This window comes from Rhizorhabdus histidinilytica (genome assembly GCF_900167915.1).
Classification (GTDB): domain Bacteria; phylum Pseudomonadota; class Alphaproteobacteria; order Sphingomonadales; family Sphingomonadaceae; genus Rhizorhabdus; species Rhizorhabdus histidinilytica.
On record NZ_FUYM01000017.1, the window covers coordinates 1 to 23,890 of the forward strand.

The following is a 23,890-nucleotide window of genomic DNA, read 5'->3' on the forward strand; positions in this document are numbered from 1 at the left end:
CCGCCGCTCGCCGCCATCGCCAACAAGGAGGCCGTCAACGCCGCCTTCGAGACCGGCCTCCACCACGGCCTGCTGTTCGAGCGCCGCACCTTCAATGGCCTGTGCGCCACCGACGACAAGGCCGAGGGCATGACCGCCTTCGTCGAGAAACGCCCCGGCCTCTGGAAAGGACGATAAGGGCGGGAGCCGACCGGCCTCGCAATTGCGCGGCAAGGATCGGGGTTCGGGCCATTCGCTCCGGCGCTATCTCCCCGCAAGACGAAATGGCGAGGAGTTTCCGGTATGAACGGTTCGGCCCTCCGGCTTCCGGTTTCCGCGGGGACATCGGCGGAGGCCCGGGTCGCCGGCTATGACTGGCAAGCGATCGCGGGCGAGCTGGACGGCTTCGGCTGCACGATCCTGCCGGCGTTGCTCTCCGCCGACCAGTGCCGTGCGCTCGCGGCACTCTATCCGGACGAGGGGCATTTCCGCAGCCGGGTCGTGATGGCTCGTCACGGCTTCGGCCGGGGCGAATATCGCTATTTCAGCTACCCCCTCCCCGATCCGGTCGAGGCGTTGCGGACGGCGATCTATCCGCATCTCGCCGGGCTCGCCGATCGCTGGAACGCGCGGATGGGGATCGACCAGCGCTATCCGGCTGATCATGCCGCCTATCTCGCGCGATGTCGCGAAGCCGGACAGGTGCGGCCCACGCCCCTGCTGCTCCGCTATGGGTCGGGCGACCATAATTGCCTGCACCAGGACATCTATGGCGAGCTCGTCTTCCCGATCCAGATCGCGGTCCTTCTGTCGGAACCAGGGGAGGACTTCACCGGCGGCGAGTTCGTCCTGACCGAACAGCGCCCGCGGATGCAGAGCCGGGTCGAGGTCGTGCCGCTACGACGGGGTGACGCCGTCGCCTTCGCGGTCCATCATCGCCCCGTCCAGGGAACGCGCGGCACCTATCGCGTGACGATGCGCCACGGGGTGAGCCGACTGCGCTCGGGCGAGCGCCACACCCTCGGCATCATCTTCCACGACGCGCCCTAGCGATCGACGACCCGCTGCTCGATCACCTGGTCGAGGGTCCAGCGCAGCGAGGAGGCGTCCGCCGGCGGGTTCGGGACCTTCTCCTCGATGATGCGCAGCCGATATTCGATGCCGGGCTGCGGGTCGAAGTCGACGATCCCGCCATAATGGAGCTGCCAGGGATCGCCCGGCTTCTCCCGGATCTGGAGGCAGGTCATCGGCGCGACGCCATGGCAGGGCCTGGTCTCGGCCGAGACGTAGATGAAGCGGCGCGGCGCGTCGGCGGCGGGCTTGTGGGCCGCCTGGTAGGTCAGCCGCTCGCCCTTCGCCGTGCGCAGGACGAGCCGGTCGCCGTCGATCCGCCAGCTCCGCACCGCGCCCAGGCTCGCGACATAGCGGCGCTCGAACGTCATCGCCGGTTCGGGACAGGCCATCTGCGTGCTCACGAACCGTCCCTTGCCGTCGCCGAGGCGGATCGACGCGCCCTTGACGCGATAGGAGCCGCCCGCGCGGTTGCACATCGTGTCGGTGGAGAAGCTGCCCCGCCTGGCGTCGAAGTCGAGCCGCAGCCGCTTGCCCTGCGGCACCTGCCGTCCGGTCCAGTCGACCAGGTCCCAATGCTGCGCGGCGAGCCTCGCGGGGCCCTGCGGCTGCGCGACGGGCTTTGCCGCGGTGACGGCGGTGGTCGCGGTCAGCGCAACGGCCAGGGCGATGGCCATCCGGCCGAGCCGGCGTTCGGAAATCATCTGGAAACTCCCTTTCGATGTCGCGCCGCCTCTGGACGATCGCGGCTGAACCGGTCGTGACGCCGCCGTTGTGATCGCGAAAGGATTCACCGCGCCTCGGGAACGTGCGCGGCGGTCAGCGTGGCGATGAAGACCACCGCGTCCATCGCGGTCGCGGGGGATATCTCGGCCTGGGTCACATGGTTGGCGCGGATCGACTGGGTCCGCCGCAGCCAGCCGGCCGCCGGACCGGCCGTGCGGGCGGGGCGCAGGTCAAGCAGGAAGCGCTCATACCCGACCCGTGCCAGGGCGACGTCGAGACTGCCGCTGCCGGGCGCGACCGGGGGCAGGCCGGCGCCGTTCAATCCCGATGCGATCGGCACGATGAACAGCTGGTCGCCGAGTGCCGCGCGCAGATGCTGGCCCATCGCCTTCGGCGCACGCCGGTAGACCGACCATATGCCGCCGCGCGTCGCCGCGTTCATCACATGCCCGTCATGCGCGAACAGCAGCACGCGCCCGTCCGGCCCCTCGCGATCGAGCACCCAATGGGCATTGTCGGCCATCGCCGCGTCGCGGGCGGCGTCGGCGCGGTAATCCTCTGGCGACAGCTCCTCACCGGAGGGAGCGGAGGTCCGGAACATATGGTCGAGTTGGCGGGCGAGCGCCGCGTTGCGGCGAGCCCAGTCGAACTCGTCACGCCCCGATCGCGCCGCGAGGCGATCGCCATGGCGATCGAGATAGCGGGCCAGCCCGTCGACCGCCGCGCGCAGGCGGCGGCGCTCGGCCCGGCTCAGCGCGGCATGAGCGGGATGGGTGAAGCGCCCGAGGAAGGGCTCGACCGCCCCCCGCACGGCGCGCGAGTCCGTAGCATCGAAGCGCGCGAGATAGGCGAGCGCGGCGTCGAGCGTGATCCGCGCGTTCGCCCAGGCGCCGCTGCTGTCGCCGCCGCTCATGTCGATGCCGTAGAAGGCGATCTTCCGCGCATGCGCGGGATCGGCATTATAGGCGCGCATCCACTCGACCAGCGCGACATTCTCGGCGAACCGCCCGAAGCCCCAGCTCAGACTCTCCCGGACCAGTTGGCGCACATCGCCCGGTCCACCCGCGACATAGTCGTGCAGCCGCCGCGCCTCGCTGGTGCCGCTTTCGATCGCGATCGCGGTGAAGCCCTGCTGCTCGACGAGATGGCGGAACAGGCAGTTGCGAAAGGCCAGCGGCTCGTGCGCGCCATGCGCCGGTTCGCCCAGCGCGATCATCCGGGCCGTGCCCGCCGCCCGGCCGACCGCCGCCATCGACGGATCGTCGCAAGCCGGCAACGGCACGGCATGATCGCGCGCCCACGCCAAGAACGCCGCCGCAGGATCGGCCTCGGCGGCAGCCGACGCGGACAGGAGCAGGCCGAGCGTGGCCATGACCGCGCCGAACCGGATCATGGCAGGTCGACCCGGTAGAGCGGCACCCCGCTCAGCCTCAACCGCTGCGCGCGGCCGTCGATCGAGGTGTCGAACACCAGCTCCTCGGGCGCATAGGCCGGCTCGGCGAGGCGGAAGCGGCCCGGGCCGTCCTCGGCCAGCATATCGGGCGGCGCGTTGGAATCGGCATAGGCCATCATCAGCCGCCCGTTGCGGACGAAGATGCGCACACCCGGCCCCTCCTCGCCATGCGCCATGTAGCGGCCGACAAGCGCGCGATAGGCGGCGGACGTCTCGGGGGGCGGCGGGCCGCTGCCCGCCTTGGCATAGCCGGTCGCGCCGTCGGAGACATCGGTCACCGCACCGGCCGCGTCGCGGAAGAAGATCAAGCTGCGCGGCCCCTGCGGCGTCAGATAGGCGCCCCAGCCGTCGCGCGTCAGCCGCACCAGCGGCACCGTCGCGCCGTCGCGGGTGGCGGCGAGCTGTCCCGACGCATCGACGACAATGTCCAGCCGCTCGCCGCGCGGGCCAATGAAATGGCCGGCGAAGCTCGACGGTTCGGCGAAGGGCTTCGGCGCGCCGCTCGCCTTGTCCGGCGCCTTGCCCGACAGGCGCGCGATGATGCGGCCGCGCAAGCCCGGGTCGATCGGACCGTTGCCGAGCAGCACCACCGCCACCCCCTGCCCCAGGTCGGCGTGAAGATAGGCCTGGAAGCCAGCGATCGATCCGCTGTGCGCGAGCACCCGGCCCCCATCGAGCACGTCGAAGCCATAGCCGTAGTCGTCGAGCCGCGCGGTCGCGAGGCGCGCGAAGGCCCGTTCGGAGATCAGTCGCCCGCCCGGTGCGTCGCCGCGTGCGAGCAGCATGCGGGCATAGGCGGCCATGTCACCCGCGGTCGAGACGATCGCGCCGTCCGCCGCCAGATAGGGAAACCAGGGCGCCGCATGATAGCTGCCGTCGGGCGAGCGCGCATAGCTGGTCGCGATCCGCCCGCGCAGCCGGTCGTCGATCTGCGGCACGGTGGCGGCCATGCCGAGCCGGTCGAGCACCCGCCGCTTCAGCACCAGCGCGAAGGGCTGCCCCTCGATCCGCTCGGCGGCATAGCCGAGCAGTTGATAGCCCAGGTTCGAATACCAGAAATGCGCGCCCGGCGCATAACGCGGCTCGAGCGCGTTCGTCGCGGCGATGGCAAAGCGCATCGACGCGACGTCGGCCAGGTAATTGGGCAGGCCGGCGGTGTGGGTGAGCAGCGCGTCGCCGGTAATCGCGGGAAAGGCGCCGCGCGGATGGAAATCGGGAAGATAGCGCGCGATCGGTGCATCGGGATCGAAGCGTCCCTCGTCGGCGAGCTGCATCAGCGTGATCGCGGTGAACGACTTGGAGATCGAACCGATCGCGAAGCGGGTGTCGGCCGCCACTGGCGTCCGGGCGGCGATGTCGGCATAGCCGTGCATCGCGACCAGCAAGGTCCGGTCGCGATCGGTGACCGCGACGGCGAGCCCCCAGGGATCTGGCGCGGCGGCGACCATCGCCCGGACCTCGGCGATCGCCGCCTGGGACACCGGGCCCGCGGCCGAAACCGGTGCCGCGACGGCCAGGCCCAGCGACAGCGCGAGGGCGAGGCCGAGGCGGCTCAGCCGAGACATGCGTCCACCAGCCGTTCGAAGCTCGGGCCGCCGCGCATCGGATCGGCCACCGGCAGTTGCCACTCGCGGCTGCGGCGGGCGATCAGCGCCTCCGCCTCGTCAGCCGACAGCCCGGCGGTGTTGAGCGATACCCCGGCGCAGCGCACCGCCGCATTGGTCCGCCGCGCCAGTTGCAGCGACAGGTCGACCGCCTCGCCGATCGACGGCAGCGGATAGTCGGGCAGGCCCATGATCCGGTCGCGGCCATGCGCGTGGCACAGCACCAATATGTCGGGCTGCGATCCGTGCAGCAACCCCAGCGACACGCCGGCATAAGACGGGTGGAAGATCGACCCCTGACCCTCGATCACGTCCCAATGGCCGGGATCGGCATCGGGGCTGAGCTTCTCGGCGGCGCCGGCCACGAAATCGCTGACCACCGAATCGATCGGGATGCCCGACCCCGCGATCATGATCCCGGTTTGGCCGGTCGCGCGGAAATCCGCCGCCAGCCCGCGCCCCCGGAACGCCGCCGCGAGCGCGAGCGCGGTATATTTCTTGCCCAGCGCGCAATCGGTGCCGACGGTCAGCAGGCGCTTGCCCGTCCGGGGCTTGCCACTTGCGATCGGCAGGCCGGGGGGCGGAACGCGCACGTCGATCAGACGGCGGCCGAGCCGCTCCGCCGCCGCCCGCAGGCACGGCTCCTCGGCGAGCCGGTCGTGCGCACCGCTGATGATATCGAGCCCCGCTTCGAGCGCCTCGACGATGTACGGGATCCAGGGCGGCGCGATCGCACCGCCGATCGACGCTACCGACAGCACCAGCGCGCGGGCGCCGGCGCGATAGGCATCGGCCGGCCGCAGGACGGGAAGGCCGAGCGACGCCCGCGCGCCGTCGCATTTATATTCGGCGACGCACAGGTCGGGCGCCCAGTCGCGCAGGCCGAGCCCGGTCTTGAGGAAGCCGGTGTCGTCGGCGTCGCCGAGGAACAGCAGATAGGGGCGCGGCAGGTCGAGCCCCTGCGCCGGGCGCGGGGCGATCGCGGCGGCGTTCACTTGCGGAACTCCGAACGGACCGGCCGGCCCGGCCGCACGTCGGGCACGAGCGCGCCCCGGTCGACGACGAGCACGCCGTTGACCATCACGTAGCGGAAACCCTCCGACGGGCGGGCGGCGTCGCCATAAGCGGCCCTGGCGCCGACGGTGGCCGGGTCGAAAAGGACGATGTCGGCATCGGCCCCCGCCTGGAGCCGGCCCTTGCGGCGCATCGCCGGCACGAACGCCTCGAGCCGCTGCGCCGGCATCAGCGCCATCTTGCGGATCGCCTCGCTCCAGCCCAGCGCGCCTGTTTCGCGGACATAATGGCCCAGCACCCGCGCGAAGGTGCCGGCCGATCGGGGGTGGCTGTTGGGCCCCGCGATATTGCCGCCGTCGCTGGCGACGAGCACCAGCGGGTCGCGCAGCAGCGTGGCGATGGTGGCCTCGCTGTTCATGTGCATGATCACGCCGTCGTCACCGGTGCCGGTGCGGAGCGCGTCGAACTCGGTCTGGGTCAGCCGCTTGCCGGTGCTGCGCGACTGGAGGTCGCCGACCCCGACGCCCCAACGCTTTTCCCAGCCGGGATCGAAGATCACGCTGCGGATCGAGTCGACCGACCCGTCCCACGGATAGGCCTCGGTCGACACGTCGGCGCCATGGGCCTTCGCCTCGCGCATCAGTCGCGTCATCAGCGGCGCGTCGGACATCGCCATGCTGTTGATGTGGACGACATGGACGCAGGCGCCGGTGATCGCGGCGTTGGCGATGCTTTCCTGCACCGACTCCAACGTGCTGTCGGGCTCGATGAGGCTGCCGTAGCGGACATGGGTGAAGACGCATGTCCGCATCCGCCCGGCGACGCGGGTGACGTCGAGCATCTCCTTATGGGTGATGCCCGGCGCATATTGGGTGCCGCTGCCGATGCCGATCGCCCCGGCGCGCAGTCCTTCCTCCAGCAAGGGCGCGAGGCGGTCATATTGGGCGTCGGGGATCGGAAGGTCGATCTCCTCCCCGGCGAAGAAGGCCTCGGGCTTGTCGAGCGCGGCGAGCGCCTCGGCGCCGCCCCCCTTCTGCAGGAAATAGCGAATCGGGGTATGGCCGACGCTGGTGCCGTAGTTGAGCAGTTCGCGCCCCTGGCGCTTCGCATACCAGCGGTCGACCGGATAGGCGCCGATCTCCAGCTCCAGCCGTGTGGTGACGCCGTCCCGCGCCTGGTAGCCCGCCGTCTCCTGGTTGGTCGCGTGCGAATGGAGGTCGATGAAGCCCGGCGCCGCGATCAGCCCGCGCGCGTCGATCGTCCGCCGCCCCTCGATCGGCGCGGCGGTGACGGCGGTGATCCGGTCGCCGTCGATCGCAATGTTGCGCACCGCGTCGAGCCCGCTTTCGGGATCGATCGCCCGCGCGCCGATATAGACGACGTCGTAGACGGCCGCCGCCGCCGGCCGGCCGGCAAGCGACAGCGCCGCCACGGCCGCCAGGGCGATCGTCCTTCCAGGGATAAGCCTCAAAAATCCCTCCGCACCGAGATGGTGAAGCTGCGCGGCTCGCCGACGACATTGCCGTAGAACAGCGTCTGATAGTTGTTGATGTAATATTTCTTGTCGAACAGGTTCTTGAGGTTGAGCTGCAACCTCCATCCGTCGAAGCTGTAGCCGGCCGAGGCGTCGACCAGCGTGTAGGAGCCGATGTCGCGGGTCGATCCGTCATAGGCGGTGTTGACCGAACCGACATAGCGGGCGCCGCCGCCGAGCAGCAGGCCGTTGTCGAACATATAGCTGGTGAACAGGCTCGCCGTCGTCTTCGGCAGGAAGGTGACGGTGGTGCCGATCAGCGTTGGATCGTCGTCCTTGCGAATCTTCGGATCGAGGATGCTGAGGCCGGCATTGACCTGCCAGCCGCGGACGATCTCGCCCACCGCCTGCAACTCGAGGCCGCGATGGCGCACCTCGCCGATCGCCTTGTAGCGATCGATCAGGTTGACGGTCTGGTCGTAGCGCGCCTGGTTCGCCTGGCGCACGTCGAACAGCGCGCCACTGAGCAACAGGCGGCGGTCGGACGAGACATATTTGACGCCCAGCTCATATTGCTCGCCCGACAACGGCGCGAGCACGTTGCCGGCGGTGTCGATGAACAGCTGCGGCTGGAAGGATTCGCTGTAGGAGGCATAGATGTTGAGCCCCTTGACCGGCTCCAGCGTCGCGGCGAGGCGCAGGCTGGTCTGGCTGTCGCCGCTGAAGTCCTGGCGGGGGCCGGTGCCCGATCGCTTGGTGACGTCGGGCTTGGACCAGGAGATACCGCCGAGCAGGGTGAGCGGCTCCGCCACCTTGATGTCGGCCTGGCCCGAGAGGGTCAGGTAACGCAGCCGCCGCCCCAGCGCATAGTCGAAGCCCGGATATTGCGCGGCGTTGAGCGCCGCCTCGATCGCCGGGATGCCGTCGAAGATGTTGACCATGTCGTTGGGCAGGTCGGGCACCAGCCCGTTCGACTGGGTCCGATAGTCCTGATAATTGGCGGCGACGGTGACGAAGCTGTCGGCGAGGCCGAGATCGTCGAGCTTGTAGAGGCTCGACAGCCCGGCGCTGAACGATTCCTGGTCGTTCTTCGTGTAGCGCTGCGCCGCGAGGAAGAAGTCGCCATTCGGTTGCAGGTCGAAGCCGAAGCCCGACTGGCCGGTGGTGTTGTAGTAGAGATAGTTGAGCTTGAGGCTGACCGACCAGGCCGATGACGGCTCCCAGTTCAGCCCCCCATTGATCCGCTTGACGCGGGTGACGATGTTGAAATCGCCCGATCCGATGAAGAAGGAGCGGCCGACCGGCGCCGGCGATCCGTCGGGCAGGGTCGGGATGCCGTCGAACGGCGTGCGCCGGTAATGTTCGTAGCCGCCGTGGAGATAGCCGCTCAGCGTATCGGTCAGGTCGGCGTCGAGCCCGAGATAGGCGACCGTCTTGGCCGAATCGACGCGCTTCATGAAGCTGCCCGCTTCCTCATGCGCGGCGACGCCGATCGCGCGGATCGTCCCCGCCTCGTCGAGTGCGCCCGCGACCTGCCCCTCGGCGCGCCAGCGGCCCCATGATCCGCCCAGCACCTGGACGTAGGACGGCGTGTCGGCCCGCGCGCTCTTGGTCACCTGGTTGATGATGCCGCCCGGATTGGCGGCGCCATAGACCACCGAGGTCGGGCCCTTGACGATCTCCAGCCGTTCGAGCGTCGCGAAGTCGGGCTCGAAGTCGAGCAGGCCGACGTTCAGGCCGTCGATCGCATTGCCCGAGGTGAAGCCGCGCAGCTTGACCACCGATCCGAAGCCGCCGGGATTGCCGTCGAACAGCGCGCCCGGCGTATATTGGGCGACCTCGCCCAGCGTCTTGATGTCGGTCGCCTTCAGGAAGTCCTGATTCACTAGGCTGATCGACTGCGGCACCGCCTCGATCGACAGCGGCAAGCCGGTGGTGCCGCTGGTGTCCTCGCTGAGATAGCGATAGCCGGTGACGACGATGTCGCCGTCCGCCGCATCGGCGGGCTCGGCCGCCGTCTCCGCTTGCGCCGCGCCGGCCCAGAGGCCGATCCCGCCGATCGCCAGCAGCGAGGCCGACCACGCGGCCCGCTTCCCCATCCCTATGCCGCCACACCGCCTGAGCGTCTTCATCGCACACCCCCATTGTTGGATTCGATCCGGAAGCCTTCCGGCCTTCGCGTGCACCCTTCCGGCGTCTCGCGAACGGCTCATTAGGTCGCTATGACATATTTCTGTCAATTGATAGTTTTTACTAGAAAACTGTCATACCACAGGCTATCCTTCGACCGAAGGAGCGATGCCATGACAGACGATGCGAGGAAGTCGGGCGAGCAGGCCCCGACGATCCCGAACGTGCCGCTGCTGCGGCGGCTGCAAGCCGGGCTCGATGGCTATACGGCGGCCGAGCGCGCGGTGGCCGGGCACATCGTCGCCCATTACGGGACGCTCGCCTTCGAGACGGCGGAGTCGCTCGCGAAGAAGGTGGGAGTGAGCGAGATCACCATCGGCCGCTTCGCCCGCAAGCTCGGCTTCCGCAATTTCAAGGCGCTCAAGAACGAGCTCAAGGACGCGACCGTCCAGGCGATGCCCTGGCTGATCGGCGAGGAACTGGTCGAGTTCGTCGAATCGCCGGGCGAGCCGAGCGACCGCGACGGCAACCGCCAGCGCGAGATGAACGCGCTGCTCGCGGTCTACCGCCTTGCCGAGACGCCGGGCTGGGCGGCGGCGGCGAGGCTGCTCGCCCAGGCGCAGACCGTCCAGATCGCCGGCTTCCAGACCGAACGGGGGATCGCCATGCTGCTGGCGAACCACCTCCAGTTCATGCGCGACGGGGTGCGGCTGGTCGATCTCGGCGCGGGCAATTATGCCGACATATTCGCGACCGACACCAGCGACAGCTGCCTGGTGGTGATCGACATCCGCCGCTATTCGCGTCAGTCCTATCTGGTCGCCGAGCAGGCCAGCCAGCAGGGCATTCCGCTGATCGTGCTGACCGACCTGTTCTGCGACTGGGCGCAGCGTTTCACCCCGCATGTGCTGGCGGTGCCGACCCAGACGGGGCTGTTCTGGAGTTCGCCGGTGGCGCTGGTCTGCGCCGCCAACCTGCTCGTCAACGACGTCATCAAGCTGATCGGCCCGGGGGTCGAGCAGCGACTGGAACAGCTCACCCGTCTCCACCAGAGCTTCACCGGCTATGTCGGCCACCAGCCGCCGAGGCCGAAGCTGCCCTGAAGCGGCAAAGTCGGTCCCTCTCCGCTCAGTCTCTCCTGAGAGGCTGACCGGAAAGTGCCTTACCGCTCATCCTGAGGAGGGACTGAGCTTTGGCGAAGGCCCATATCGAAGGATATTTCCAGCCTCGAACGCCCCTTCGAGACAGCATTTCGACTAGGCTCAATGGCTTCCTCAGGGCGAGCGGGGACCTTTGAGTCAGACTCTGAGGACGAACGGGTCAGATAAAAGGCTCGACGTCCTCTTTGCTAGTTTTTTGTCATAATCTATCAATAGACAGAAATCCCGTCTTTGATAATTTCCGGCGATGATGCCAATCGACCTCGATTCCGCGCTGGCCGCGCTCCAACCCTGCCGCCCCACCCTGGACGCACAGTGCGTGAAGCTGCCGCTGCGCGCGCCGTTCCGGATCAGCGACCATGTCTTCCACGAGGTCGAGACGGTCGTCGTCCGGCTCGAAGCCGACGGCCATGCCGGGCAGGGCGAGGCGGCGGGTGTCTTCTATCTGGGCGACGAACCGGCGGAGATGCTGCGCACGCTCGCCGAGGCGCGCGGCTGGATCGAGCAGGGACTCGACCATGCCGCGATCACGGATCGCCTGCCGCCGGGCGGCGCGCGCAACGCGCTCGACTGCGCGCTGTGGGACCTCCAGGCACGGCGCGCCGGGCGCCCGGTCTGGCGCCTCCTCGGCATGGAACCGCCGCGCCCGCTGCTCACGACCTTCACCGTCGGCAAGGCCGCACCCGCCGCGGTGGCCGCCGGGGCACTGGCCTATGCCGACGCGCGCGCGATCAAGATCAAGCTGGGTGGCGATGGCGAGGATGAAGATCGCATCCGGGCGGTGCGCGCGGCCCGGCGCGACGTCTGGCTGGGCGTCGACGCCAATCGCGGCCTGACGCCCGATCGGCTGGAGCGGCTGCTCCCCGCGCTGGCCGACGCCGAGGTCCAGCTCGTCGAGCAGCCCTTCCCGGTCGGGGAGGACGCGCAGCTCGCGGGGTTCGACCTCCCCTGCCCCGTTGCCGCCGACGAGAGCATCCAGACGCTCGCCGACCTCGACCGGCTCGCCCGCTTCTACCAGGTCGTCAACATCAAGCTCGACAAGTGCGGGGGCCTGACCGAGGCGCTGCGGATGGCCGAACGCGCCCGTGTCCTCGGCCTGTCGGTGATGGTCGGCAACATGATCGGCAGCTCGCTGGCGATGGGCCCCGCCTATCTGGTCGGCCAATATTGTGCCGTCGTCGACCTCGACGGCCCGATCTTCCTCCAGACCGATCCGTCCCCTTCCGTCCGCTACCGCGATGGCTTCGTCGACTGTTCCGAAGCGGTCTGGGGCGGGGGCGCCGCCATCGAGCAACCGACTTCGGGACCATCGTCATGCTCGATCTGAGGTTCTCGCTGGCCCTGCTCGCCCTGCTGCCGCTGCCGGCCGGCGCGGCGCCGTCCCCACGCGCGGCCCAATGGCTGGCCGACGTCGGGGCGATCGCCGACGATGCCAATGAGGGCCGCGCGACCGGATCGCCGGGCCATCTGCGCGCCGCCGATCATGTCGAGCGCCGCTTCCGCGAGATCGGCCTCGCGCCGGCCGGCGAGCATGGCGGCTTCCGCCAGCAGGTCGCGCTGGAGGAGCAGCGCATCGACTATGCCCGGTCGCGCGCCGAACTGGCGGACGGCCGAGGCAAGACCGTTCCGATCGCGCTCGGCAGCGACATGCTGATCGCGGCCTGGGCAGGGCCGCGCCCCGCCCGCGTCGACGCGCCGCTCATATTCCTCGGCTATGGCTTGCACCTGCCCGAGCAGGGACATGACGATTTCGCCGGTGTCGACCTGAAGGGCAAGATCGCGGTCGTCATCGGCGGCGGCCCCGCCCGCATCGCCGGCCCGATCAAGGCGAGCAACCGGTCGGACCGCAGCAGGCTGCTCGCGGCGGCGGGCGCGGTCGGCGTCATCACGCTCACCCCGCCCCGGCAGATCGAGATACCGTGGGAGCGCCAGAAGCTGCTGGCGCGACAAGGGGACATGTATCTCGCCGACTCCGCCTTGCGGACCGTGCCCGATGATTTCTTCCTGGCGAGCGTCGACCCCGCCGCCGCCGAGATGCTGTTCGCCGGCAGCGGCCACAGCTTCGCCGAACTCGCCGCCGCGTCCGACGCATCGGCGGCCGTCCCGACCTTCGCCCTGCCCGTTCGGTTCAAGGCGACGATCGCCGCCGAGCGACGCCAGCTGGTCTCGCCCAATCTCGTCGCGCGGCTTGACGGCGCCGATCCGGTGCTGAGGGACGAACATGTCGTCGTCTCGGCACATCTCGACCATGTCGGCATCGGTCCCGCGATCGACGGCGATGCCATCTACAACGGCGCGATCGACGACGGCTCGGGCGTGGCGACGGTGCTCGACATCGCCGGGCGCATCGCCGCCGGCACGCGGCCGAAGCGGTCGATGCTGTTCCTGATCGTGACCGCGGAGGAGCCGGGCCTTCTCGGCTCGACCTATTTCGCCAGGAAGCCGACAGTGCCCGCCAGGGGCCTGGTCGCCGACCTCAATTTCGACGTGCTGCTGCCGCTCTGGCCATTGACCTCCATCCTCGCCCAAGGCGACGGGGAAAGCAGCCTCGGCGACCAGGCGCGCGACGTCGCGGCGCGGCACAGCCTGACGCTGGTCCCCGATCCGCTACCCAACCGGAACAGCTTCGTCCGCACCGACCAGTACAGCTTCGTGCGCGTCGGCATCCCGGCGCTCGCGTTCAAATTCGGCTTCACGCCAGGCACCGAAGCCTTCCGGCTGGAGGGCGAGTGGCGCGCGACCCGCTATCATGCTCCGAACGACGATATCGACCAGCCAGGCCTCCTGCCGGAGGAGATGGTCAGGTTCGACGATTATGCCGCCGAGGTCGCGATCGCCGTCGCCAATGCGCCGTCGCGGCCGCGCTGGCTCGACGGGAGCGTCTTCAAACATTTCGCTCCGGCGCACTGATAGCCCGACGCAATCGGCGGAGCCGCGTCCTGCGACTCCGCCGATCAGCGTCAGACTGTCCGTCCGGCCTAGAAGTCGTAGCGGAGCTGGGCGGAGATGCTCCACGGCTCCTCGGTGCCGATGATGTAGGAGCCGTTGCTCCCCGCTTCGAAGTTCATGATCCGGCGATCGGTCAGGTTCTTGCCGATGACGGAGAACTCCCAGCCCTGCGACGGGTTGGCCACCGAGACGGTCGCGCCGAGCTTCACGAAGCCCTCCTGCCACAGCAGCGGATCGTTGTTCGGCGAGATGTTGTAGCGGGTGGTGAACATCGCCTCCGGCCGCAGCTTGACCTGCAGCGACTGCCCGAGGTCGAACATATATTCGACGTTGAAGTTGCCGCTCAGCTCGGGAGCGTAGCGCCCGCGCTTGCCCGACAGGTCGATCGTCGGATGGCCGAGCGCGATGTCGGTCGGCGAGCCGCCGGCATTCTTGAAGTCGGTGAACTTGGAGTCCAGCCAGGTGAGGCTGAGGCTGGTGTTCCAATGCTCGTTCACGCGCCAGGCCATGTCGGTCTCGATCCCCTGCGACCTTGCGCCCTTGGCGTTGCGGACGACCGGGAAGATGCCACCCTGCACGCCGTTGGTGCCGATCGCCGACTGCTGGAGCCCTTCGAAATCGCTGCGGAAGGCCGCGATGTTGAAGGTCAGGCGGCGGTTGAACCATTGGGTTTTCAGACCGACTTCGTAGGAGTCGACATATTCGGGCCCGAAGGACAGCGTGCCGGGCAGGCCGGTATGTTCGAGGCCGTTATAACCGCCCGCCTTGAAGCCGTTCACATATTTGGCATAGCCGCGGATGTCGGGCGTGAAGTCGTAGCCGATCGTGATCGACGGGCTGAAATGCGCGTCCGAGCGGTTCTCGGCACGATAGCCGGCGACACCGAGGCCGAGCTGCTTGCCGACTGCGGCGGCAACCGGCGCCAGCGCCGCCGGCAGCGGGACGATCGGGCCGAAGGGCTGCGTCGCCATGCCGAAATACTGGTTGATGCCGAAATGCTTGTCGACCCACGACTGGCGCGCGGCCAGCGTGATGTCGAGCTTGTCGGTCGGGCGGACGACGACGCTCGCGAACAGGCCGTAAATGTCGGAGACCTGGCGGAAATCGTCGGCCTGGCCAAACGGCAGATAGGGCGCCAGCGGCGGCACGAGGTTGGGCAGGATCGGCGTGAACAGGCCGTAATTGGCGTAGATCTGACCGCGCAGCTTGTCGTGCTCATAATAGGCGCCGAACATATAGTCGAACGGGCCAGTGCCGTTCGACGCCACGCGGAATTCCTGGCTGAACTGGCTGAACCGCTCGGGAACGGTGAAGTTCGCCAGGTCGGGGCTCGCCGCGTCGACGTCGAGCTTCAGATTATATTTGTGGTGATAATAGCCGGTGACCGAGGTCAGCGTGAACGGATCGGCCTCATAGCTGATCGTCGAGATCGCCGACTGCGCGTCGAAGTCGATGCCCTGGTCCGGATTCTGGCTGCGGACATAGTTGGGACGGGTGTCGTCGCCGGCGGCGATCGCCGCAGTGCAGCCGAAGTTGACGTTGGTGAAGATCGGCAGCGGCGGGCAGTTGGTCAGCTTGGCGGCGAGGCCGCCCTTCTGGCGCCCGCGCTCGGCATGGGCCTTCAGGTTCACCGACAGCCGGTCGGTCGGCTTCCACAGCAGCGTGACCCGGCCCGCATAGTTGCGGACGCGCGGGATGTGGATGCCGCTGCTCTTGTCGAGCAGCCAGCCGTCGCCGCGCTGGACCAGGCCGGCGACGCGGATGCCGAGCGTGTCGGTGACCGGCCCGCCGACCGCGCCCTCGATCGTCGCATTATCGAAGTTGAAGTTATACAGGCCGCGGACATAGCCCTCCCAATGGTCGCCGGGATTCTTGGTGGCGATGTTGAACACGCCCGCGATCGAGTTGTTGCCGAAATAGACGCTCTGCGGCCCCTTCAGCACCTCGACCCGCTCGATGTCGAGGAAGGACGACTGGGTCGAGCGCGAGCGGCCGCGATAGATGCCGTCGACGAAGGTCGCGACCGACTGCTCGAACAGCGGGTTGTTGTCGCCCGAGCCGACGCCGCGGATGAACAACAGGTTGGCGGGGCCGGCCTGCGACACATAGACTGCCGGCACATGCTGCACGGCGTCCTGGATCGAGGCGACGCCCTGCTTCTGCAGCGTGATGCCCGAGACGACCGCGGCGGAGACGGGGACCTTCTGGAGCGGCTCGGCGCGCTTCTGCGCGGTGACGATGATCTCTCCGCTGTCGGCGGCGGCATCGGCCTCGCGGTCGGCCGCCCATGCCGGGGCCTGCAACAGGACGCCCGCCAGAACGGCGGCCAACGACGCTCCCTGGATCGACTTCTTCTTCATCTTGGACACTCCCCTTCTATAATGTCTATACAAATAGGGTGATAGCTGTGTGGACGGCCCAAAGGCCTGCGGATCACGCGATCGTGCGGACGATCGCCGGGGTCGCGTCGGCGACCCGGTTGAGGCCGACCAGCGCCATCGCCATGTCGAGTTCGGTGCGGAAGATGCCGAGCGCATGGCCGACCCCGGCCTCGCCGGCGGTCGACAAGCCGTAGAGCGTGGCGCGGCCGACCTGGACGGCGTTCGCCCCCAGCGCGATCGCCTTCAATATGTCGGTGCCGGTGCGGACGCCGCTGTCGATGAGCAGCGGGATCCGCCGCTTGGCGGCGGCAGCGAAATCGGGAAGGACGTCGAGCGTCGACACCGCCCCGTCGAGCTGCCGGCCGCCATGGTTGGAGATGACGATGCCGTCATATCCGGCGCCGATCGCCGGCTCCACCTGCCCCGGGTCGAGCAGGCCCTTGACGATCAGCGTGCCCGGCCACTGGTCGCGCAGCCATTTGAGGTCGTCCCACCCGATCGCGGGATTGATCTGCGAGCGGACGAATTCGGAGACCGTCGCCCAGCTCCGCCCCTGCTCCATCGGCATCAGGCCCGGCCGGGGCGCGCCATGCGGCAGCGCCCGCAGCATCCATCCCGGATGACGGAGCACGTCGGCGACCTTCGCCGGCGTCCAGCTATAGGGCACGGTGAAGCCGTTGCGGATGTCGCGGATACGCCGGCCCGGCAGCGCGGTGTCGACCGTCACCTCGAGCGTCTCGAAGCCCAATGCCCGCGCTTCGCCGATCAGGCCGAGGGTCGCCTGCTTGTCATGAGCGATGTAGAGCTGGAGCCAGGCCTGGCCGCCCGAGGCCTCGGCGATGTCCTTCAGCCGCGAATTGGCGCCGTTGCTGACGACGAACGGAACTCCCGCTGCGGCCGCCGCGCGCGCCAGCGCCAGATCGCCCTTCGGCCAGAAGGCCGACGCATAGCCGGTCGGGCCGATGATCAGCGGCATCGCCAGCGACTGCCCGAACAGGGTGGTCGCGGTGCTCCGCCGGCTGACGTCGACCGGCGCGGCCGATAGCAGGCGATGGCGCTCGAACGCGGCGCGGTTCTGGCGCATCGTGCTTTCGGATTGCGCGCCGCCGTCGACATAGTCGAACACCATCCGCGGCAGCGTCCGGCGCGCGGCATCGCGCAGGTCGTCGATCGAATGGGCCGCGCGCAGGCGCCGGCGGCACAGGGCATCAAGCAAGGCCATGTCGGTGTTCCTTGAAATCGGCCGGGCCGGTCACTTCCGCGCGGCGGGCGGAGCGTCGGTCTCGCGGAGAAAGTCGAGGATCGGCGCGGCGACGATCTGCGGCGCGGTCTCGATCATGAAATGACCGACGTCCTTCAGCTCGACGACGCGATAGGGTCCCTTCGCATAGCGCGCCGACGCCTGGACCGTGCTTTCCGAGACGGCCGGCCCCTTGCTCCATACGAACAGCGCGGGCACCCGCACCGGCGGCACCGCGGCGAACTGCGCCGGCACCAGCGCGGTCCCCCAGGACAGCCCGCCGACCAGCACGCCCGGCTGCGAGAGGCGCGCGACATAGCGGTCGCTCGCGTCCTCTGGCAGGCCGCTCTTGCGCAGGAAAGCGCGCAGCCCGGTCGCATCGTCGGCGAGCAGCGCGGCGGCGCGCTTGTCGATATTGTCGGGGCCGATCTCCTTGCGCACCGCCTCCCACGACGCCCGCTGCTCGGGATCATGCTCGATCCCGTCGACGAAGGCGGCGGGATGCGGATAGCGCAGCGTCGTCATCGAGCGCACCCGATCGGGATGATAGGCCGCCAGCATCCACGCCATCGCCCCGCCCCAGCCGAAGCCGGCGACGTGGAAGCGGCGCAGCCCGGTCGCGTCGGCGACCGCCAGCGCGTCGGCCATGAAATTGTCGAAGACATAGTCGCCGGGACGCGACAGCGTCGCGGCGGACGCGCCGCGCTGGTCGAAGGCGACGACGTTGTAGCCGGCGGCGGCGAGGGTCGACGCCACCGGCTGCCAGCTATCGGCATCCTGCGGGAAGCCGTGCAGCAGCAGTACGCCGACGCCGTCACGCGGCCCCCAGCGCAGCACCCGCCAATGCATGTCGCGGGCGGCGATCGTCTCGACGGTCGGTGGGGCCGCGGCCTCCGCCGCGCGCGCCGGCGGGGACGCGCCGGCCAGGCCGAGCAGGACGGCGGCATAGGCGAGACAACGGCCCATCCATCCCGTCCGGGAAACATCCTTGCCCGCCATAGCCGACCTCCCTTCGTCCTCACCCGCATCTATTAACTGAATGTTTAGTAAGTTTATTCCGAACAATCTGGTTGTCAAGAGCGTTCCGCGGCAGCATTTCAACGAAATATCTTTGATATTCAATATGTTGGTTCGAAATCTATTTCGGCATCCAAACGCCGCCGTCGACTCCGATCACCTGGCCGGTCTGCATCCCGCCCGTCACCGGCGAGGCGAGGTAGAGCACGGCGTGCGAAACATCCTCCGGCCGGCCTAGCCGCCGCAGCGGAACCTCCGCCGCCAGCTCCTGCTCGACCGCCTTGAACTGCTCCATGTCGCCCATGAATCCGCGGAAGCAGCTATTGGCGCTGACCTCGCTGAGATCGGCGGGCGGCGTGCCGCCGGGGGCGACCACGTTGATGCGAACGCCATGCTTGCCGACGTCGAGCGCCAGCGTCTGCGCGAGATGGATCAGCCCGGCCTTGAGCGCGCCGTAGACCGGCTCGATCGGGGTCGGCTTGCGGCCCATCACGCTGCTCATCGTGATGACGCAACCGCCCTTCTGCTCGATCATGATCGGCAGCACGATCTTGTATGCGGTCAGCACGCTCTTGAAATTCTGCTCGTAGATCTTGTCCCAGAGCTGCGGGTCGAGATCGAGGAAATGGCTGAGGATGTCCCAGGCGACGCCATGATAGAGGATGTCGATGCTTCCCATCGCCCGCGTGGCCTCGATCGCCTCCGCGACCGACGACCAGTCGGTCGCGTCGACCGACACGACCGAGACCTTGCCCGGGCCCAGTTGGCGGGCGCGCTCGGCGACCTTCTCGGCACGGTCGAGGTCGCGGGCGCCGATGACGATGTTCGCGCCGGATTCCGCGAAATGCCAGGTGACATGCTGGCCCAGGTTCGAATGGCCGCCGATCAGCAGGACATTCTTTCCCTCAAGTCCCGGATAATACATTCCCGTCTCTCCCTTATGTCCGTGGCGCGCCCGCGACCTCGTTCGCGAGCGTCCCGATCGGCGCGCAGCCTATTTCGATGCGATCGCCCGGCGCGATCCGCGCGGGCGTGGGCGGGCATCCCAGCGCGACGACGTCGCCCGGCTCCAGCGTCATGAAGCGCGAGACGTGGCTGACGCAGCGCTCGACGCCGAACAGCATGTCGCGCGCGAAGCCGGCCTGCACCCGCGTCCCGTTGACGAAGGTCGCCAGCTCGGCCGTGGCGAGGTCCAGCCCTGTGGCGATGCACGGGCCGAGCGGGGCGAAGCCGTCGCGCCCCTTGGCCAGGCTCGGATTGCCCTTGTCCCGGTGGAACTGGGCAACGTCCATCAGATCGTTGGTCAACGTGTAGCCGATCACGTGCGCGGCGACGTCACCCTCGGCGATGTCCCGTCCCCGCCGGCCGATAACCGCCGCCAGTTCGCCCTCGCACACCACCTCGCCGTCGACGGGCAGCTCGATCCGGTCGCCGTCGCCGATGATGCAGTTCGGCGGGCGGACATAGACGACCGGTTCCTCGGACACGGCCATGCCGAGCGCCTCGGCGGTGGCGCGATAGTTGATCCCGATCCCGACATATTTGCCAGGCGCGCACGGCGGCAGCAGGACGACCTCGTCGCGGCCGAAGACGACCCCGTCCTCGACGCAATCGGCCAGGTCGCGCCCCTGCTGGAACACGCGGAACGGGCTGGTCGACAGCGGCCGCACGCCCTCGCTGTCGAGCAGGCCGTAGCGGCGGCGGCCCAGATAACGGAAGCGGACGATCCGCATCGCGCGATCAGGCGAAACGCGAGACATAGCTGCCATATTCGCTGACGGTCATCGCCGTGCCCGGCATGACCACCACCGTCGTGGTCGGCTCCTCGATCACCGCCGGCCCCTCGATCCGGTTGCCGCAGGTCAGCCGGGTGCCGTCGTAGACCGCCGTGTCGACGAAGCCGCCAAGTTCCTTGAAGAAGGCCTTGCGCGTCCCCTTCAGCGCGTGACCGGCGCCCTCGCCGCCGAACGGCAGCTTGCGGATCGCCGGCTTCGGCGTCGTGCCGATCGCGCGGACCTTCCAGTGCAGGCATTCGATCGGCTGCGACGGGTCCTTCACCGCGTACATCCGCTCATGGATGTCGTGGAAATCGCCGACCATCGCGTCGAGCTGGGCCTGATCGGCGATCCGGCCGGTCCGCAGGGGAACGGGCAGCTCCCAGATCTGCTCGGGATAGCGGGCCTCGGCATAGAATTCGAGGCGCCGGTCGGCGGCGTCGATGCCATGGCCGTCGAGGAAGGCGACGGCGCGCTCCTCCAGCGACGCCAGCAGGGCGTTGACGCCCGCGAAGTCGAAGCGGTTGCTCTCGGCGAAGGCGATCGCGCTATATTCCTTCACCAGGTCGGCGAAGGCGCCGCCATAGGCGCTGAGCACGCCGGCCGCCTTGGGGATGATCAGCTCCCTGATGCCGAGCTCCATCGCCATCGCCTGGATGTGCATGCCGGCCGCGCCGCCGCCCGAGACGACCACGAAGTCGCGCAGGTCGATCCCGCGCGAGATGGCGAGGTCCTGCATCGCCGCCTGCATGTCGTTGTTGACGGTGCTCCACATGGTGAAGGCGGCCTGCGCCACGTCGATGCCGAGCGGCTTCGCGACATGCTCCTCGATCGCCGCGGAGGAGAGCGCCGGGTCGAGCGGAGTGCCACCCTTGGCGAACGCCTCGGTGTTGAGATAGCCGAGGACGAGGTCGGCGTCGCTGACGGTCGGGCGGGTGCCGCCGCGGCCGTAGAAGGCCGGCCCCGGATTGGCGCCCGCGCTCTCCGGCCCGACATGGACCAGTCCGCCCGCGTCGACCCGGGCGATGCTGCCGCCGCCCGATCCGACGCTGCGGCTGTCGACCAGGTCGACGCCGAGGAAGCAGCCGCCCATCACGATCTCGCGCGACAGGTTGATCTTGCCGTCCTGCACGACGCTGACGTCGAAGCTGGTGCCGCCCATGTCGACGACCAGGACATTGTCGATGCCCTGCTCCATCGCGACCGTGGTCTGGCCCGCGATCGGCGCCATCGAGGGGCCCGAATTGATGCTGTAGATCGGGCGTTCCATCATGTCCTGGACGCTGGCGATGCCGCCGGCCGAGGTGACGAGCGACAGCGGACGGGCATAACCGTTGTCGCTGAGCTGCGCCTGCAGGTCGGAGACATAGGTACGGATCACCTCGAGCAGCGACGCGTTGACCACGGTCGACGAGGTGCGCCGATATTCGCGCAGGATCGGGTTGAGCTGCGAACTGAGGACGACCGGCACCTCGGGCCATTCCTCGCGGATGATCGCCTCGATCCGGCGCTCATGCTGACCGTTGGTGATCGACCAGAGCAGCGCCACCGCGATCGCCTGGACGCCATGGCCCTTGAGCTGGCGCACCGCCGCGCGGACGTCGTCCTCGTCCAGCGGCACCTCGACCCCGCCTTCCGAATTGATCCGCTCGGTGACCGGCAGCGTCAGGTAGCGGGGCACGAAGGGATCGGGATAGTCGGTCTTCCACAGGAAGGGCTCGCTGCGGCCCTGCTCGCGCGTCGTCAGGATGTCGCGGAAGCCGCGGGTGCAGATCAGCCCGACCTTCGCGACCTTGCCCTCGATCAGCGCGTTGAGCGCCACCGTCGAGCCGTGCACCAGCGACACGCAGTCGCGGAGGAACCCGTCGAGCGTCAGGCCATAATGATCGGCCGCCTGGCGCAGCCCGGCCATGATGCCGTCGCTCGGCCGGCGCGGGACGGTGAACGCCTTGAAGATGTTCCACTCGCCATTGTTCTCGTCGAACACGAACAGATCGCTGAACGTGCCGCCCACGTCGGAGCACACCCTGAAACGCATCTCTCTTGACCCTTATCTATTCCGGAGTGCCAGGCGGAGCTGAGCGGTCCGCTCCTGGTCGACGCGATAGTCCTCGCCCGACAGGTCGAGCGCGACGCCGTAGACCGACCGTGCCTTTTCGGGCGAGACCCAGCCGTTGCGCACCCGGTGGCGCACCCGTTCGGGATCTCGGTCGAGCGGATCGCCGAAGCCGCCGCCGCCGGGCCACAGGCTGCCGATCCATTCGGTCGGCTGGATCTCCTCGCTCGATATGTCGGGGATCGCCACCTCGTTGCCGGCCGCGTCGACCTTCCAGGCGGCCGACGGCGCGCCGGCATGGCCGCCGTGCAGCCCCTTGGGCGGGAAGACCTTGGAATCGAGGAAATAGGACCAGAGCGCCGGATTGCCGCGCGGCCGCATCAGGCAGCGTATGCCGGGAGCGCCGTCCCATTCGCCCGCCCCGCCGCTGTCCATCTCGACCTCGCAGCAGCCGAACAGGATCGGCATCTTGAGTTCGAAGATCTCGGCGCTGATGAAGTCGACCTGGCAGCCGCCGGGCGGCCCCAGATAGGTCAGCCAGCCGTCATGGCCGTGCAGCGCCGGCCCGCCGCCGAAGCCGTAGATCACCGCGTTGACGAACAGCCGGTCGTCATAGCGGAAGTCCTTGCCGCAGACCGAGGCGACGCTGGGACTGAACGAGGTCGCCCCCTCGGCGAGCCCCTTGTCCGGCCCCAGCTCCGCGAACATCGACTGGATCAGGTTGATCAGCCGCGCGGCGACCCCGACCGTCGCCATCGAGGTGCTGTAGGGCGGCTTCACGCCGCCGACGATCGCATTCTCGCGCACCAGTATCTCGATGCAGTTGTAGACGCCGTCGTTGCGCGGCAGATCGGACGACAGGTTGTTGAGGATGCCGGTGACGACCGCCGACCGGGTGGTCGCCTCGCTCAGATTATAGCCGGCCTCGATGCAGGGGATATTGTCCCGCAGGTCGACCTGGATCTTGCCCTCCTCGGGCAGGATCGAGAGCTTGACCTTGAGCGGGATGCCGTCGGGCGCCAGCCCTTCGATCGGATCGTGGGCGTTGGTCGCTTCCCAGCTCCTGCGCGGCAGCTTGCCGATCTCGTCGGCCATGCGGCGTCGCGAATAGTCCTGCCATTCGGCCAGGAACGCCTTGATCGTCGCGGCGCCATATTTGTCGCACAGCTCGATGATCCGCTTCTCGCCGATCCGCACAGCGCCGACCGCCGCCAGATAGTCGCCATACCATTGCTCGGGGTTGCGGATGCGGATCTTCGCCATACGCACCACGTCGTCGACATCGGCATAGTCGCGCTGGACGCGGACGCAGGGGAAGTCGAGCGCGCCTTCCTCGTAGAGGTCCTTGGCGAAAGGCATGAAGGTGGTCGGCTGGCTGTTGCCGATGTCGGCCTGGTGGGCGACGCTCAGCGTCGTCAGGATATGTTCGCCCTTGTAGAAGACCGGCGCCATATAGGCGAAGTCGCCATGGTGGCTCGAACCATAATAGGGCGAGTTGTTGAGGAAGCAGTCGCCGGGGCGGAGATCGTCGAACAGGCCGGTCATCTGCTTCGCCGCCATGCTGCACGACGCGACGATGATCGGGATCGCCTGGGTCAGGCAGAACAGGTCGCCGTCGCTGGTCAGCACCGCCGACGAGAAATCCTTCGCGAGATTGAGCGCCGCCGACCGCGACACCTTCTCCAGCGTGTGGTTCATCTCATTGACGATCACGTTGAACTTCCTGGCGAGGATGGCCAACATGTGGGGTTCGATCTTCACCGCAGTCCCGCTCACTTCCAGCCTCTCGTCCACGCCTGCCTCATAAACTTACTGAATATTTAGTAAGGTAATTATGTCAGTTCCATCGGGCTGTCAAATT

The 23,890-nt window shown here is 68.4% G+C and carries 18 protein-coding genes; 5 read left to right on the forward strand and 13 right to left on the reverse strand.

Annotation, left to right across the window (positions count from 1 at the left end):
• Both B5X82_RS23585 and B5X82_RS23590 read left to right on the forward strand, forming a co-directional pair.
• Positions 1-177 (forward strand): enoyl-CoA hydratase-related protein (locus B5X82_RS23585; RefSeq protein WP_235862790.1); only part of this gene is annotated, 177 nt, incomplete at its 5' end.
• Positions 178-282: 105 nt separating this feature from the next.
• Positions 283-1,029 carry a 2OG-Fe(II) oxygenase gene (locus B5X82_RS23590; protein ID WP_079650778.1) on the forward strand — a complete coding sequence of 249 codons (747 nt, stop codon included), beginning with the start codon at positions 283-285 and terminating at the stop codon, positions 1,027-1,029.
• Here B5X82_RS23590 and B5X82_RS23595 read toward each other — a convergent pair.
• The 6 genes from B5X82_RS23595 to B5X82_RS23620 all read right to left on the reverse strand — a co-directional run bounded on the left by B5X82_RS23595 (position 1,026) and on the right by B5X82_RS23620 (position 9,420).
• On the reverse strand, positions 1,026-1,754 hold the full coding sequence (locus B5X82_RS23595; RefSeq protein ID WP_079650780.1) for an META and DUF4377 domain-containing protein: 729 nt from the start codon (positions 1,752-1,754) through the stop codon (positions 1,026-1,028). The genes B5X82_RS23590 and B5X82_RS23595 overlap by 4 nt on opposite strands.
• An 86-nt stretch (positions 1,755-1,840) precedes the next feature.
• Positions 1,841-3,169, reverse strand: coding sequence for an erythromycin esterase family protein (locus tag B5X82_RS23600; protein WP_079650782.1), 1,329 nt, complete (start codon positions 3,167-3,169; stop codon positions 1,841-1,843).
• Positions 3,166-4,794 (reverse strand): serine hydrolase domain-containing protein, encoded by a 1,629-nt coding sequence (locus B5X82_RS23605; protein ID WP_079650784.1) that lies wholly within the window; start codon positions 4,792-4,794, stop codon positions 3,166-3,168. The genes B5X82_RS23600 and B5X82_RS23605 overlap by 4 nt, the downstream gene beginning before the upstream one ends.
• Positions 4,782-5,828 (reverse strand): DUF1611 domain-containing protein, encoded by a 1,047-nt coding sequence (locus B5X82_RS23610; RefSeq protein ID WP_079650786.1) that lies wholly within the window; start codon positions 5,826-5,828, stop codon positions 4,782-4,784. The genes B5X82_RS23605 and B5X82_RS23610 overlap by 13 nt, the downstream gene beginning before the upstream one ends.
• Positions 5,825-7,318 carry an amidohydrolase family protein gene (locus B5X82_RS23615; RefSeq protein WP_079650788.1) on the reverse strand — a complete coding sequence of 498 codons (1,494 nt, stop codon included), beginning with the start codon at positions 7,316-7,318 and terminating at the stop codon, positions 5,825-5,827. Before B5X82_RS23615 ends, B5X82_RS23610 begins: the two co-directional genes overlap by 4 nt.
• Entirely contained in the window at positions 7,315-9,420 is a 2,106-nt protein-coding gene (locus B5X82_RS23620; protein ID WP_235862783.1) for a TonB-dependent siderophore receptor, read from the reverse strand. The genes B5X82_RS23615 and B5X82_RS23620 overlap by 4 nt, the downstream gene beginning before the upstream one ends.
• Before the next feature lie 204 nt (positions 9,421-9,624).
• Between B5X82_RS23620 and B5X82_RS23625 the strand changes: the two genes are divergently transcribed.
• The 3 genes from B5X82_RS23625 (at position 9,625) to B5X82_RS23635 (ending at position 13,521) form a co-directional block, all read left to right on the forward strand.
• A complete protein-coding gene (locus B5X82_RS23625) occupies positions 9,625-10,554 on the forward strand; it encodes a MurR/RpiR family transcriptional regulator (protein ID WP_079650792.1) in 930 nt (309 codons plus the stop codon).
• Positions 10,555-10,858: 304 nt separating this feature from the next.
• Positions 10,859-11,938, forward strand: a complete 1,080-nt coding sequence (locus B5X82_RS23630; protein WP_079650794.1) for a dipeptide epimerase — start codon at positions 10,859-10,861, stop codon at positions 11,936-11,938.
• Positions 11,926-13,521 (forward strand): M28 family metallopeptidase, encoded by a 1,596-nt coding sequence (locus tag B5X82_RS23635; protein ID WP_079650796.1) that lies wholly within the window; start codon positions 11,926-11,928, stop codon positions 13,519-13,521. The genes B5X82_RS23630 and B5X82_RS23635 overlap by 13 nt, the downstream gene beginning before the upstream one ends.
• A gap of 68 nt (positions 13,522-13,589) precedes the next feature.
• Here the strand turns inward: B5X82_RS23635 and B5X82_RS23640 are convergent, their stop codons facing one another.
• The 7 genes from B5X82_RS23640 to B5X82_RS23670 form a co-directional block, all read right to left on the reverse strand.
• Entirely contained in the window at positions 13,590-15,920 is a 2,331-nt protein-coding gene (locus B5X82_RS23640; RefSeq protein ID WP_079650798.1) for a TonB-dependent receptor, read from the reverse strand.
• A gap of 73 nt (positions 15,921-15,993) precedes the next feature.
• A complete protein-coding gene (locus B5X82_RS23645) occupies positions 15,994-17,163 on the reverse strand; it encodes an alpha-hydroxy acid oxidase (protein ID WP_079650800.1) in 1,170 nt (389 codons plus the stop codon).
• A gap of 30 nt (positions 17,164-17,193) precedes the next feature.
• Complete coding sequence (locus B5X82_RS23650; protein ID WP_079650802.1) at positions 17,194-18,180, reverse strand: alpha/beta fold hydrolase; 987 nt, start codon at positions 18,178-18,180, stop codon at positions 17,194-17,196.
• 139 nt (positions 18,181-18,319) lie between these two features.
• Complete coding sequence (locus B5X82_RS23655) at positions 18,320-19,123, reverse strand: SDR family NAD(P)-dependent oxidoreductase (protein ID WP_079650804.1); 804 nt, start codon at positions 19,121-19,123, stop codon at positions 18,320-18,322.
• A gap of 13 nt (positions 19,124-19,136) precedes the next feature.
• Positions 19,137-19,958 carry a fumarylacetoacetate hydrolase family protein gene (locus B5X82_RS23660; protein ID WP_235862784.1) on the reverse strand — a complete coding sequence of 274 codons (822 nt, stop codon included), beginning with the start codon at positions 19,956-19,958 and terminating at the stop codon, positions 19,137-19,139.
• Positions 19,939-22,011, reverse strand: a complete 2,073-nt coding sequence (locus B5X82_RS23665) for a hydantoinase/oxoprolinase family protein (protein WP_079650807.1) — start codon at positions 22,009-22,011, stop codon at positions 19,939-19,941. Before B5X82_RS23665 ends, B5X82_RS23660 begins: the two co-directional genes overlap by 20 nt.
• Before the next feature lie 12 nt (positions 22,012-22,023).
• Complete coding sequence (locus B5X82_RS23670) at positions 22,024-23,823, reverse strand: hydantoinase B/oxoprolinase family protein (RefSeq protein ID WP_235862785.1); 1,800 nt, start codon at positions 23,821-23,823, stop codon at positions 22,024-22,026.
• Positions 23,824-23,890: the final 67 nt, after the last annotated feature.

What these genes read in the sequence shown, in the direction of transcription:
- B5X82_RS23590 (WP_079650778.1), top strand. Translation starts at nt 283, where the DNA reads ATGAACGGTTCGGCCCTCCGGCTTCCGGTTTCCGCGGGGACATCGGCG.
- B5X82_RS23595 (WP_079650780.1), bottom strand. Translation starts at nt 1,754, where the DNA reads ATGATTTCCGAACGCCGGCTCGGCCGGATGGCCATCGCCCTGGCCGTT.
- B5X82_RS23600 (WP_079650782.1), bottom strand. Translation starts at nt 3,169, where the DNA reads ATGATCCGGTTCGGCGCGGTCATGGCCACGCTCGGCCTGCTCCTGTCC.
- B5X82_RS23605 (WP_079650784.1), bottom strand. Translation starts at nt 4,794, where the DNA reads ATGTCTCGGCTGAGCCGCCTCGGCCTCGCCCTCGCGCTGTCGCTGGGC.
- B5X82_RS23620 (WP_235862783.1), bottom strand. Translation starts at nt 9,420, where the DNA reads ATGGGGAAGCGGGCCGCGTGGTCGGCCTCGCTGCTGGCGATCGGCGGG.
- B5X82_RS23625 (WP_079650792.1), top strand. Translation starts at nt 9,625, where the DNA reads ATGACAGACGATGCGAGGAAGTCGGGCGAGCAGGCCCCGACGATCCCG.
- B5X82_RS23630 (WP_079650794.1), top strand. Translation starts at nt 10,859, where the DNA reads ATGATGCCAATCGACCTCGATTCCGCGCTGGCCGCGCTCCAACCCTGC.
- B5X82_RS23635 (WP_079650796.1), top strand. Translation starts at nt 11,926, where the DNA reads ATGCTCGATCTGAGGTTCTCGCTGGCCCTGCTCGCCCTGCTGCCGCTG.
- B5X82_RS23640 (WP_079650798.1), bottom strand. Translation starts at nt 15,920, where the DNA reads ATGAAGAAGAAGTCGATCCAGGGAGCGTCGTTGGCCGCCGTTCTGGCG.
- B5X82_RS23645 (WP_079650800.1), bottom strand. Translation starts at nt 17,163, where the DNA reads ATGGCCTTGCTTGATGCCCTGTGCCGCCGGCGCCTGCGCGCGGCCCAT.
- B5X82_RS23650 (WP_079650802.1), bottom strand. Translation starts at nt 18,180, where the DNA reads ATGGCGGGCAAGGATGTTTCCCGGACGGGATGGATGGGCCGTTGTCTC.
- B5X82_RS23655 (WP_079650804.1), bottom strand. Translation starts at nt 19,123, where the DNA reads ATGTATTATCCGGGACTTGAGGGAAAGAATGTCCTGCTGATCGGCGGC.
- B5X82_RS23660 (WP_235862784.1), bottom strand. Translation starts at nt 19,958, where the DNA reads ATGTCTCGCGTTTCGCCTGATCGCGCGATGCGGATCGTCCGCTTCCGT.
- B5X82_RS23665 (WP_079650807.1), bottom strand. Translation starts at nt 22,011, where the DNA reads ATGCGTTTCAGGGTGTGCTCCGACGTGGGCGGCACGTTCAGCGATCTG.